The 12,081-nt window shown below is 50.5% G+C and carries 16 protein-coding genes and 1 other annotated feature (1 of these 17 running past the window's edge); of the genes, 14 read left to right on the forward strand and 2 right to left on the reverse strand.

Translation table 11 applies throughout. From position 1 onward, the window contains the following. Positions 1 to 20, reverse strand: a binding site (T-box leader) (it extends 219 nt beyond the left edge of the window). A 213-nt stretch (positions 21 to 233) separates the two neighbouring features. Beyond that, positions 234 to 572, forward strand: coding sequence for a rhodanese-like domain-containing protein (locus AC0LWM_RS12780; RefSeq protein ID WP_474675326.1), 339 nt, complete (start codon positions 234 to 236; stop codon positions 570 to 572). Here the strand turns inward: AC0LWM_RS12780 and AC0LWM_RS12785 are convergent. Beyond that, positions 559 to 1,473 carry a hypothetical protein gene (locus AC0LWM_RS12785; protein WP_474675327.1) on the reverse strand — a complete coding sequence of 305 codons (915 nt, stop codon included), beginning with the start codon at positions 1,471 to 1,473 and terminating at the stop codon, positions 559 to 561. The two genes, AC0LWM_RS12780 and AC0LWM_RS12785, sit on opposite strands and share 14 nt — an antisense overlap. Before the next feature lie 93 nt (positions 1,474 to 1,566). On the opposite strand from AC0LWM_RS12785, the gene AC0LWM_RS12790 reads away from it, so the two are divergent. From AC0LWM_RS12790 to AC0LWM_RS12800, 3 genes are read left to right on the forward strand one after another with little or no spacing between them, the layout of a single operon-like run. Beyond that, positions 1,567 to 2,172 (forward strand): CPBP family intramembrane glutamic endopeptidase, encoded by a 606-nt coding sequence (locus tag AC0LWM_RS12790; protein ID WP_474675328.1) that lies wholly within the window; start codon positions 1,567 to 1,569, stop codon positions 2,170 to 2,172. Next, positions 2,169 to 2,408: a hypothetical protein gene (locus AC0LWM_RS12795; protein WP_474675329.1), complete on the forward strand. Its 240-nt coding sequence runs from the start codon at positions 2,169 to 2,171 to the stop codon at positions 2,406 to 2,408. Before AC0LWM_RS12790 ends, AC0LWM_RS12795 begins: the two co-directional genes overlap by 4 nt. Positions 2,409 to 2,432: 24 nt before the next feature. Then, positions 2,433 to 3,278, forward strand: a complete 846-nt coding sequence (locus AC0LWM_RS12800) for a metallophosphoesterase (protein ID WP_474675330.1) — start codon at positions 2,433 to 2,435, stop codon at positions 3,276 to 3,278. 51 nt (positions 3,279 to 3,329) lie between these two features. Here the strand turns inward: AC0LWM_RS12800 and AC0LWM_RS12805 are convergent, their stop codons facing one another. Then, entirely contained in the window at positions 3,330 to 4,217 is an 888-nt protein-coding gene (locus tag AC0LWM_RS12805) for a polysaccharide deacetylase family protein (RefSeq protein WP_474675331.1), read from the reverse strand. 188 nt (positions 4,218 to 4,405) lie between these two features. Here AC0LWM_RS12805 and AC0LWM_RS12810 point away from each other — a divergent pair, with 188 nt between their 5' ends. The 10 genes from AC0LWM_RS12810 to AC0LWM_RS12855 all read left to right on the forward strand — a co-directional run bounded on the left by AC0LWM_RS12810 (position 4,406) and on the right by AC0LWM_RS12855 (position 11,927). After that, entirely contained in the window at positions 4,406 to 4,786 is a 381-nt protein-coding gene (locus AC0LWM_RS12810) for a hypothetical protein (RefSeq protein WP_474675332.1), read from the forward strand. A gap of 191 nt (positions 4,787 to 4,977) precedes the next feature. After that, positions 4,978 to 5,586 carry a genetic competence negative regulator gene (locus AC0LWM_RS12815; RefSeq protein WP_474675333.1) on the forward strand — a complete coding sequence of 203 codons (609 nt, stop codon included), beginning with the start codon at positions 4,978 to 4,980 and terminating at the stop codon, positions 5,584 to 5,586. Positions 5,587 to 5,754: 168 nt separating this feature from the next. Continuing rightward, entirely contained in the window at positions 5,755 to 7,014 is a 1,260-nt protein-coding gene (locus AC0LWM_RS12820; protein WP_474675334.1) for a Glu/Leu/Phe/Val family dehydrogenase, read from the forward strand. Between the two features lie 32 nt (positions 7,015 to 7,046). Next, on the forward strand, positions 7,047 to 7,742 hold the full coding sequence (gene prsW / locus AC0LWM_RS12825) for a glutamic-type intramembrane protease PrsW (protein ID WP_474675335.1): 696 nt from the start codon (positions 7,047 to 7,049) through the stop codon (positions 7,740 to 7,742). A 72-nt stretch (positions 7,743 to 7,814) separates the two neighbouring features. After that, on the forward strand, positions 7,815 to 7,964 hold the full coding sequence (locus AC0LWM_RS12830) for a hypothetical protein (RefSeq protein WP_474675336.1): 150 nt from the start codon (positions 7,815 to 7,817) through the stop codon (positions 7,962 to 7,964). 102 nt (positions 7,965 to 8,066) lie between these two features. Then, positions 8,067 to 9,419 carry a germination protein YpeB gene (ypeB, locus tag AC0LWM_RS12835; RefSeq protein ID WP_474675337.1) on the forward strand — a complete coding sequence of 451 codons (1,353 nt, stop codon included), beginning with the start codon at positions 8,067 to 8,069 and terminating at the stop codon, positions 9,417 to 9,419. 140 nt (positions 9,420 to 9,559) lie between these two features. Continuing rightward, positions 9,560 to 10,213 carry a flagellar brake protein gene (locus AC0LWM_RS12840; protein WP_474675338.1) on the forward strand — a complete coding sequence of 218 codons (654 nt, stop codon included), beginning with the start codon at positions 9,560 to 9,562 and terminating at the stop codon, positions 10,211 to 10,213. 70 nt (positions 10,214 to 10,283) lie between these two features. Next, positions 10,284 to 10,514: a hypothetical protein gene (locus AC0LWM_RS12845; protein WP_474675339.1), complete on the forward strand. Its 231-nt coding sequence runs from the start codon at positions 10,284 to 10,286 to the stop codon at positions 10,512 to 10,514. Between the two features lie 129 nt (positions 10,515 to 10,643). After that, the gene (gene cmk / locus AC0LWM_RS12850; RefSeq protein WP_474675340.1) at positions 10,644 to 11,342 is read left to right on the forward strand and encodes a (d)CMP kinase; all 699 of its coding nucleotides are present in this window, start codon (positions 10,644 to 10,646) and stop codon (positions 11,340 to 11,342) included. A gap of 3 nt (positions 11,343 to 11,345) precedes the next feature. Beyond that, positions 11,346 to 11,927 (forward strand): lysophospholipid acyltransferase family protein, encoded by a 582-nt coding sequence (locus AC0LWM_RS12855; RefSeq protein WP_474675341.1) that lies wholly within the window; start codon positions 11,346 to 11,348, stop codon positions 11,925 to 11,927. Positions 11,928 to 12,081: the final 154 nt, after the last annotated feature.

Genomic DNA, 12,081 nt, shown 5'->3' on the forward strand with positions numbered 1-12,081 from the left:
AATTCCTTCACAGCATTTGTCGAATATTAAACTTTTTCATAATGTACCATGCGTTGTCCGCACTGTCAACCATCATTTGTCGATGTATAACGAAAGATTCGCTGCCATTGGGCTGACCTTATTTTAAACGTATTCTATTGCCGGATGCAATGCGGTAAACTTGAACAAACATGAAAATTTCGTTATGATTCATTCCATATGATGCGTGTGCATGAAATGGGGGAGAGAGCGGTATGGATCATGCCGAAGACCACGTCAAAACGATATCGCCGCAGCGATTTCATGAGCTGCACGAGGAGAACGAATTGGGAGATGCGCTCGTGATCGACGTACGCGAGCCATACGAGTGGGATTTTTATCATCTGGACGGCACGATGCTCATGCCGATGAATACGATACCCGATCGCTTGCAGGAACTACCGAAAGACCGGACAATCTATGTCATTTGCGCTCACGGCGTTCGGAGCCATGCGGTTTGCCGCTTCTTAACGCAGCAAGGCTACGGCGACATCCACAATGTAGCTGGCGGGATGGCGGCCGTAGCCTTGTTAAACGGGTTTAGATACGATTGAAAAAAGGCAGGCTCGGAAGTTTTTCGTCATTGTACAGCTTGTCCTTCGTCCGAACGAAATCGCCCTTGCGGACAGCGTCGGTATTAACAAGCAGGTCAACGATCGATTGCACGTCCGTGAGCTTCATTTTGCCGGCTTGACCCGATAAAATCAGTTCGTCGATGCGTGCCGTCAAATCCTGCGGATCAAAAGAGACATAGTATTTGCTGTATTGAAGCAGGTTTGCCGACCATTTGTTCTTGAGCGTGAGCGGTGCTTGCTTCCAAATCGTAAGCGAAATCGATTTGAGCTTTAGCAATTGCTCCGGATAATCGGCGTCGACGGACTGATGCCATTTGACGATCGCTTCATAATATTCGGATTCGGCTTGCAGCGCGAAATTTTTGGCTTCTATGAAATAAGCGTCCTTGTCGATTTCATTCAATAGGATACTGCCCTTAAGACCGTTTGCCTGAGCTATGAATTTGCCGCTGGCTTCGGAGAAGAGCTTCAAGCTTTTCAAAAAATTGGTCTGTGCGTTTTGCAGCAACGGCGATATTTCGGGCATCGGCAGCTCGCCGACTTCATTGAACTTGGAATCCGCAAGCTTCTGCAATTCGTTCAATACGCTTGAAGCGTCGGTCGTTCCGTCATGCAAGGCGATGCTGTCCAGCTTCTCGAACCATGACGATTGAAATTCCCGGTACGGGGTCAATACCGTATGGTAGAATGAAACGAGATCCTGCTGGCTGTAGGCAACGGCCAACTGCTTGGTTTTCTTTTGCTGCTTCTGGTCGTATTTGGCTTCGGTTTTTTCCGCACCGACTTTGACACCATAGAAGAATGCACCGACTGCACAAACAAGCATAAGTATGAAGACTAGGCTGAAAATGTATTCGTATCGAGACAGTCGTTTTTCCATGAATAAGCTCCTTCTATTCATTTTGCTAATAGTATAGGTGATAATGTGAAAAATGTGAATATACTCCCATAGAATAGGATAGGTAGGACGGCGATGAAAAAGTTCAATCTACGCGATAAGCTCAAAAACATCAAGCTGCAAAAAGTATCGATCGACGATTTGGACGACAGGATGCTGCTGATTAACTTGTACATGACGCAAGGCCTTACTCTTCTTATCGGCATTATTATCTTATTTTTTCAAAAAAGAAACGTATTTTCGTTATTTTATTTTCAGGAAAGTTGGAATTTTGCCATATGGGGCGGTATTTTTGCCTTGCTGGTCATCCTTGTCGACCTGGCGGTTTCGCGATTTGTGCCCGAAGACGCGACGGATGACGGGGGCGTGAACGATAAGCTGTTCCGTAATCGCCCGATCTGGCACATCGCCGTCATTTCGTTTATCGTTTCGGTGTGCGAGGAGTTGCTGTTCCGCGGTGCAATCCAGCATGCCTTCGGGCCGTACTGGACCAGCATTCTGTTCGCGGCGATCCACATCCGGTATTTGCGCCACTGGATACCGACCGGGCTAGTCTTCAGCATCAGTTATGGCCTAGGCTGGATCTATATTCAGACCGGAAGCCTATGGACACCGATCGTTGCCCATTTTATCATTGATTTGATTATGGGCTTGATTATTCGGTTTCGGAGGGACACATGAGCAGGGTGGAAAGGTTTCAAAGCAATCGGAATGTAAAACGTACCCAAACGGATTACCGACAATCGATTTCGGATCTTATCGATCCCGATGATGTGATACCGCCGCGCAAAACGCTGCATCCTTCGAATAAAGGAAAACTGACGCGCTTGTTCGTCAATACGCTAATCCTATTGTTTATTTTGCTCGTCGCCGGGTTGCTGCTATGGGGACACAACCTGACGAGCATGGGCACGTAACGTCATAACAACGGAGGGCTCCGTATGTTGTATGTATTGTCGGCTGTCGTCGTATTAGGCTTCGTTTGCGTCGGTCTAATGGTTCGCGAGGCGTTCCTCGTAAACGTGGATGTGCGGAGTTTCGAACTGCCGCGGCTGCCGGATTCTTTTGCCGGGACCCAGTTTTTGTTCATCTCGGATGTGCATCGGCGGGTGTTGTCGCAAAAAACGATCTCACGGCTGAAGTCCGGCCATAAGATAGAGCTTGTATGCATCGGAGGCGATCTGACCGAAAAAGGCGTGCCGCTGGAACGCGTGCGCCACAACGTTGCACTGCTGCGCCAGTTGGCTCCCGTTTATTTCGTGCATGGCAATAACGACTACAAGACGGACTATCGCAGGCTTAATATCCTGCTGCAGGAGCTGTCGGTTCGGATTCTGGATAATGAAGCGGTGCTGCTGGAAAAAGGGAACGAGGCGGTATGGCTTGTCGGCGTGGACGATCCAAATACGAAACGCGACAATGTACGTCTCGCGTTCGCCGAGGTGAATGACGATACCGTGTGTACGCTGCTTCTGGCGCATGATCCGATGATCGTGGAACGTCTCGGCGATAAAGCGATTGATTTGATTCTGTGCGGCCATACGCACGGCGGACAGGTGTGCTTGCCCGGATTCGGACCGATTTACGGCACGGCGGGCGGGCAGCCGATCAAATATACGGCCGGCTTGTTCCGGTTCAATCGGAAGGTTCGCGGCGGACGCGAGCTGGAAACGCAAATGTTCGTCAGCCGAGGTTTCGGAACCTCCGGAATGCCGATCCGCGCCTTTTGCAAGTCGGAAATGCACGTCATTACATTAAAAACATATAACAAAGGCAGTCGCGTTTGATACGCGCTGCCTTCTTTATTTTGGAAATTTTTCGTATTATATTGCCTGGAGTTATCTTGCCTCGAGTTCGATCGTATTGGGATCAACGAAGCCGTAGCCTTTTTCTTTAAGCTTCGTAAGCAGCTCATCCAGAGCTTCCGTCGTCCAAGGCAGCTCGTGCATCAGGATATTGCTGCCCGGGTGAAGCTGATCGAGTACATTCGCGATAACTTTCTCCGGTTTGTTTTTCGTGCTTTTGTCCCAATCAAGGGAACCGTTAGACCATGTCATATACAGCATGCCGTTATCCTTGGCAACCTTGCGGACATGATCGTTGCCCTTGCCGAACGGCGGACGGAAAAATTGCGGCGCGCTGCCGGTCAAATCTTTGACAATCTTTTGTACATCGTTCATTTGCTGATCGATCTTCGCGTCGGTTTCCTTTTTCAGGTCGATATGATCCCAGGAATGGTTGCCGATAATTTGGCCGCGTTCGTGAATGAGCTTAAGCAGGTCCGGATTTTGTTTGACCCGGTAGCCGTTAACGAAGAAAATCGCCTTCGCTTGATGCTTATCCAGTGTGTCCAACAAGCTTCCGAGCGTTTTTAAATCTTTGGGCCCGTCGTCAAAAGTAAGCAATACGACGTTTTTGCTTGATTTGTCCGGGTCGTTCGGCACGATGTTGAACACCTTATTCATATGATACAGTTTTTCCGAGGTCGCAGGAGTCTCGGCACCCGTATCGCCTTTGTCGCTGCTGTCATCCGTTTCTTTCTGCGGCGGAACGGTCGTTGTCTCTTCATCCTTCGGCTGCTTCTTGTCCGGCTGCTGAACCTCGGAGTTCGTTGCTTGCGTACCGCTGCCGGTATCGTTGCCTGACGGGTTGCCGGCAGCCTTCTGGCCGCAGCCCGATAGCAAAAGGCCGAGAACAAGTGCGGCCATCATCCATTTCTTCGTCATCTGATCACCTGTCGTTTCGTTATAATGCGCCGCATGGCTGTTTCCTTCTTATTGTAACACAACTCGCCATTCATCGGGTCTCGTGCGAATTTCCTAATTTTAATCGGTATGCCCGGGCATGCTCCGGCAAACGATAGTAGCGGGCACATTATCATGCTTACTTCAAACCATTGGAGGTCATGAAAACCATGCGCTGGACAGGATTTATTGTAGGCGGGATACTCGGGGCGGCCGCTGCCGTATATTTAAAACGCCAGAACAAGCCGATGCTGACGAATCTTACCGATATGACCGGTAACGTCAATCAGATGATGAAATCGGCGAGAGCTAAAATGCTCGACATGGCGCTCACCAAAAAATTCGGCACGAACAGCGCTGCAACCGGCACAAGCAGCATGAGCGGCGCACCCAGCATGAGCGGCGCAACCAGCAGCTCCAGCACTTCCAGCTCCAAAAATGCCGCGAGCCTTGGTCAAGTCGAGCAGATCGTCAGCAAAGACCCGCAACTGAAGCAGCAGGTCGATGCGATTCTGCAGGACAACAAAGTGCCCGCAATGCCGACGCAATAGCGTGCGGCCCAACCGAACGAAGAATCATTTTTACAGCCTAAAAACTGTAAGAATGATTCTTTTTTTAAATAAATTTTTTATAGTGCATTGACATAAAAATAATGATAACATGGTAATGCAAACATTTTTGATCACATATTATATGATTTTTCATACGCTGTTATAACAGATGTTGCAAGGAGGATCCTTTCATGAAAATAGAACGATTAAGTCAAGACAAGATAAGGATTTTCCTGACTTTCGACGACTTGAAGGAACGGGGCATACAGAAAGAGGACATGTGGAGAGAAATCCCGAAGGTCCACGAGCTTTTCAGCGAAATGATGGATCAAGCCTATTCGGAGCTCGGCTTCGACGCGACGGGACCGCTTGCGGTTGAAGTGTTCGCGCTGCCGGCGCAAGGTATGGTCGTCATCGTGACCCGCGGCAAAATCGATCAGAACCCGTTCGTTTCCCAATTGGAGGAAGAAGAGCTGGAAGAAGTGTACGAAATGGAAGTGACGATGGAGCAAAGCGACGTCATTTCTTATATGTTTCACGATTTCGAGCATTTGCTGTCCGCTGCCAAAATGATCAATCACCACCTGACTGACGGCGGTACGCTTTATTCTTATAAAGGCAAGTGGATTCTTCACCTTGGGGCGATCGAGATGGAAGAGCAGCGCTATCAGACGCTGATCGCCATGTTGTCCGAGTTCGGTGAAGCGTGCTCCTTGACGCAAGCGGTCCTTGAAGAGTACGGGAAAACGGTAATTGCCGACGATGCAGTGAAAGTGTTATGCTCTCATTTCGATTCATAATACGATGATCAGATAGTCAAAAGACGGCATCTTACAAAAACGGATCGTTTTTGCAAGGTGCTTTTTTTGGAATTGGCGAGGATTCGTCGTCCTTTCGTATAGAGGAGGAGCTGTCCGCTCATCCTAGTTTTATGCGCAAAAACGCAAAAACTGGAGGTGGATTGCTTCATGGCCGTAATCGAAGCTGCGAGGAACACCGATATTTTACAAGCGACGCAAATTGTCATACACGAGGCGTTAACGAAGCTTGGGTTTTCCGAAGAAATGTACGAACTGCTGAAGGAGCCGCTCCGCGTCTTGACCGTACGCATACCGATCCGGATGGATGACGGCTCCGTCCGAATATTCAAAGGCTACCGCGCGCAGCACAACGATGCGATCGGTCCGACGAAGGGCGGCGTACGGTTTCACCCGGCCGTTACGGAGGACGAAGTCAAAGCTTTATCCATCTGGATGAGCTTGAAATGCGGCATTGTCGATTTGCCGTACGGCGGAGGAAAGGGTGGCATTATCTGCGATCCGCGCCAAATGTCGTTCCGCGAGCTCGAACGGCTTAGCCGGGGGTATGTGCGGGCGATCAGCCAAATCGTGGGACCGACGAAAGACATACCGGCTCCCGACGTGATGACGAATTCGCAAATTATGGCGTGGATGTTCGACGAATACAGCCGGATTCGCGAGTTCGATTCGCCGGGCTTCATAACGGGCAAGCCGATCGTATTAGGCGGGTCCCACGGACGGGAGACGGCTACGGCGCGCGGCGTGACGATCATGATCGGCGAGGCGCTCAAGACGAAGGGCATTCCGCTTGCGGGAGCGCGGGTCGTCATCCAAGGCTTCGGCAACGCCGGCAGTTATCTGGCGAAGTTTATGAAGGACGCGGGTGCGAGCGTCATCGCCATATCCGATGCGTACGGCGGGCTATATAACGAAAACGGACTCGATATCGACGATTTGCTCGACCGGCGGGATTCGTTCGGCACGGTGACGAAGCAGTTCAAGAATACGATTACGAACCAAGAGCTGCTTGAGCTGGACTGCGACATCCTTGTTCCAGCCGCTATCGAGAATCAGATCACGATCGACAACGCGCATAAGATCAAAGCGAAGATTATCGTTGAAGCGGCCAACGGTCCTACGACATTGGAAGCGACCCAAATTATCGCGGAACGCGGCATACTGCTGGTGCCGGACGTGCTCGCCAGCGCGGGCGGCGTCGTGGTGTCGTACTTCGAATGGGTCCAGAACAACCAAGGATATTATTGGACCGAAGAAGAAGTCAACCGAAGACTTGAACAATTATTGGTGAAAGGTTACCATAATGTATATGAGCTTCATCAAACACGGGGCGTCCACATGCGTCTCGCGGCATATATGGTCGGCGTAAGGAAGATGGCGGAAGCGACTCGGTATCGGGGCTGGGTCTGACATCATGAACGTGCGGGGAAGGAGGATACGTTTTGGCATTGTTTCCAATCTTGGCAGCGGCGATTGCTCCGGGCATCGCATTGTTGGCTTATTTTTATTTGAAGGACCGTTACGATACGGAGCCCATTCATATGGTCGTCAAAATGTTCGTGCTGGGGATGCTGGTCGTCGTGCCGACGATCATCCTTCAGCGCGGCATGATCATGGCTTTCGGCGATCATATCTTCATCTCTGCGTTCCTCAATTCGGGAGCCGCGGAAGAGTTCATCAAATGGTTCGTGCTCTATCACATCATCTATAACCATACGGAATTCGATGAGCCTTACGACGGTATCGTGTATGCGGTAGCCGTCGCGCTCGGGTTCGCAACGCTCGAGAATATTTTTTACGCGTGGTTCGAGCAAACCAGCTTTCAGCAGCTGCTTGTAAGGGCGCTCTTGCCCGTATCGGGCCATGCGTTGTTCGGCGTTATGATGGGGTATTACATGGGCAAAGCGAAGTTCACTGAAGGGAGCAAGAGCAGGCGCTACTTGTGGCTGTCGCTGCTGTTCCCGATCATTTGGCACGGATTGTTCGATTATATTCTGCTCATGTTCAAGTCGTATTGGATTTGGCTGATCATGCCTTTTATGATCGTGTTATGGGGGCGCGGTTTGCGTAAAGTCAATCGGGCCAATGCCCGTTCGCCGTTCCGGGTATTAAAGCGCGAAGAAGAGGTTAAATTGTAGCAAATCGGTCAATACTGCACTGTAGCGATGGAGCGGGGCTCCGCAATACAGCCGGTATGGGGTGATGAACAGGTGCGTGTGAAAGTGACGATACGCTGCAAGCATTGCGGCGAGCGGTTTATTCTGCGCGGCAGAAAAGAAAAAGGCAAAGTCGACACCGGTTTTAAAATGTGCATTTGCAGCAACACCGAGCATTTTGACGTCGACGAGCAGCCGATGTAGGAGCTTCCCGGATAGGGAGGCTCCTATTTTTCATTTGGCGCATAAATTTCCTTTTCAGTTGTCAAACTATAGCCAAGTTTGTATGGAAAGGAGACTACATACATGTATAAACGACTTAGCGCGATCCTGTTTCCTGTCGCAACGTTGCTGTTTCTCGGAGCGATTTTCTGGGGGTACCAGGAGCACCAAGAGAAAAACTCGATTCTGATCAAAGCGGAAAACCAATACCAGCGGGCGTTCCACGATTTATCGTTCCATGTCGACAAGCTGCACAGCGAGCTCGGCAACACGCTGGCCGTCAATTCGGCATCGCATGGATTTCAGCGCAAAGGGCTCATTAACGTATGGCGCTTGACCAGCGAAGCCCAAAGCGAGATCAACCAGCTGCCGCTGACGCTGCTTCCGTTCAACAAAACGGAAGAGCTGCTGTCCCACGTATCGAAGTTTTCGTACCAGACGGCCGTCCGCGATCTGACGAAAAATCCTTTGACGAAGGATGAGCTCAAAACCTTAAAAACGCTGCATGCCAATACGGCCAAAATTTCAAAAGACTTGCGCAGCGTGCAGGACAAGGTTATAAAAAGCAATTTGCGCTGGATGGACGTTGAAACCGCACTTGCGACCGAGCGCAATACGCTGGACAATACGATCATTGACGGTTTCAAAACCGTCGATAAAAAAGTGGGCGAATACCCTGAAATCAACTGGGGCCCTTCGATGGCAAGCCTGCATGAGAAACGCGACATCAAGGCGCTCGGCGGCAAGCTCATGACAGCGGAGGAAATCAAGCATAAGGCCGCGCAGTTCATGGGAGCGCACGATACCTCGAATATGCATGTCAAGGAAAACGGCAACGGCAGCGAATTCGCTTCCTTCAGCGTTACAATGAAGAAACCGAATTCCAACGACGATGTGCAATTGGATTTTGCGAAATACGGCGGAGATCTGATCTATTTCATGGATTCCCGGTCGGTCGACGGGAAGAAGCTATCCGTCGCGGACGCGCAAAGCCAAGCCGATTCTTTTTTGAAACACCACGGGTACCATGACATGCGGGCCGTGAGCTACGACGAATATCATAATGTCGGAACCTTGACCTACGCCGGTGTACAGGGCGACGTTGTCAACTACAACAAGAAGCTGACCGTGCGTGTCGCGCTGGACAACGGCGATGTGACCGGCATGCAAGCAACCGACTATATATTCGAACAGAAGCCTAAGCAGCTTAAAGTCCCTGCTATGACTTCGAAGCAAGCCCGCAAAACGTTGAATCCAGAGTTCAAGACGACCCAGGAATCAAAGGCGCTGATCAAAAACGAACTCGGGCAAGAGGTGCTGTGCTACGAATATATGGGCTCGATCAACGGTGACAACTACCGCATTTTCATTAATGCGGATAACGGAATCGAGGAAATGATCGAGCGCGTGTCGCCGGCCGAGAAGAAATTAACCTAAAAGCACGTGATCGAGAAGAACTGTCCTTAGCGGGACAGTTCTTTGCCGTTTATCTTTTTTTTGTACTTCCCATTCGAAAAGGACGTGTTATAATCGTAGAGGAGCTTGTCGAGTTAAGGCGAAAACGGGGGGACGCAAGTTTGTATCCGAAAATCAATCAAATGTTATATTTTCAGGTCGCCTCGCCGGATGAAGAAGAAGCGAGAATCGAATACAAATCGCGGATCGCGGATGTAACGGACGATTACATATTGATGGAAGTGCCGATGAACGAGAAAACCGGCAGAATGAAGCGTTTATACATCGGTGATGAGCTCGCTCTGTATTTTATGGCGGAGGGCGGCGTCAAAAATTATTTTAACTCCTACGTGCTCGGTCATAAGGAGGAAGTTATCCGGCTTGTGGTTATCAAAAAACCCGAACTGGAGTCGATATCCAAAATACAGCGGCGCAACTTCCTGCGGGTCGGGGCGGAGCTTGAAATCGCCGTCAAGCTGATGGAGAAGCTGCAGTTTCTGGCCTATACCGAAGATGTGAGCGGAGGAGGCATTTCGTTTCGCTGCGACGGCAATTGGCCGCTGAAGAACGACGACAAGATCGCATGCTGGATCACGATTCCGTTCCGCAACGGAACGATCGACCATGTATGGTTTAAAGGAGAAATCGTCCGTGTGAAGCATTTGGAGACGGGCAAGCAGCTCGCGATGGTCAAATTTACGGAGATCCCGGAGCGCGAGAGACAGAAGCTCATTCGTTTCTGCTTTGAAAGGCAATTCGAATTTCGCAAGCAGTGAAACTTGCATATTAGATCTGCGATTGGACATACTACCGCCATTATATCTGGTAAAATGAGGTGGCTGCACGATGTCCGAACGCGATCCAGCCGAATGGTATATTCGTTTGTTTCTGCAATTTTCAAACCGGGTCGAGACGTATTTGCTGCGCACCGCGATCGTTCTTGCCGTTGCGCTGCTTATCGGTCAGCTTGCGTTGCGTATTCCTTCGCTGCGTGAACGTTTGTCCAAAGTGGACCGGTTGGAGGGCGTTCGATTGGAGGAGCTGACGATTCCAAATCCTTCCCGAAACCGTCCGTAACCAACCTGCGGCTTCAGCCGTTACTTTGCATCTGCCCGCTTACTATGGTATAATTTTCAACGTTACTGCAGGCAGAGCCTGCTTTTTTAACGCTAAAGGAATGTTTAAGGGCCGAGTTAGGAGGAGCCGATGGCAGTACATCAAGGATACCGCGGTAAAATCAATATCGCCATCGACGGGCCGGCCGGGGCCGGAAAAAGTACGGTTGCCCGGCTCGTGGCGAAACAGCTTGAATACATTTATGTCGATACGGGTGCGATGTACCGCGCGGTTACATTGCAAGCGATCCGAAGCGGCATTGACCCTTCGAGGGCGGTTGATATCGCCCGCATGGCCGAGTCTCTGCGTATTCAGCTTTTGCCTGGAGCGGACAAGCAGATCGTGCTGCTTAACGGCGAGGACGTGACCGAGCTCATCCGTTCCATCGAAGTGAATCGGAATGTATCCGCCGTCGCCCAAATCGAGGAAGTCCGATTGAAGCTGGTGAACGCGCAACAAGAAATGGCCGCCCGCAAAGGGGTTGTCATGGACGGCCGGGATATCGGAACCCATGTGCTGCCGGATGCGGAAGTCAAAATTTTCTTGACGGCAAGCGTCAGGGAACGCGCGGAACGCAGGTTCAAAGAAATGGGAGACCAGACCGAGGTGACGCTGGAGCAGCTGGAAAGTGACATCGCCTTGCGCGACCGTATGGACGAACAACGCGAAATATCGCCGCTTGTCCGTGCCGAAGACGCGTATTTGCTGGACAGCTCGGGAATGTCGATCGAAGAGGTCGTTGAGGTCATTATCGATCGATGCAGAACCAAATGGGGCGAGGAGAAGTAAACTATGTTATATACCGTTTGCAGAGCGATACTGAGAGCGATATACTTCCTCATTTACAGGTTCGAGGCCGTAGGCTTGGAGAACATTCCCAAAGACGGGCCGACGATATTGTGCTCGAACCATATCAATAATCTTGATCCGATGACGGTTGGCATCAAAGTCGACCGCAAGGTTCACTTCATGGCCAAAATCGAATTGTTCAAGGTTCCTGGGCTGAAGCAGCTCATTACGGCGCTGGGAGCATTTCCGGTCAAACGGGGCGGGGTCAGCAAAGAAACGATCCGCACGGCATTGCAGCTGTTAAGCGAAAACAAGGTGATGGGCATTTTCCCGGAAGGCAGGCGGAGCTCCACTGTCGGCATGGGCAAGAAAGGCGCAGCCAGCATCGCTTTCCGCAGCAAAGCAACGGTTATTCCTTCGGCGATTATCGGCAGCTATATTCCGTTTACGAAGATAAAGATCATTTACGGGCCGGCAGTCGATTTGAGCGAATTCATCGACAATCCGTCCGCTGAAGCGGCGGAGCTTGCGACCGAGAAGATCATGGACCGCATTCGTCGAATGAGCGAGACCGGCACCTATTGACGGCCATAACCATACGATGTGCATGTATGGAAAACCGCATTTGGAATTATACTACAATTACTATGGCAACACGCAACGAGCATCGTTTTCGCGCCATGCTGCGCGTTAAACATAAAGCTTTTTTTACGAACATATTGCCCGGTTATGTTATTGG

It is taken from the genome of Paenibacillus sp. sgz302148 (assembly GCF_056120465.1).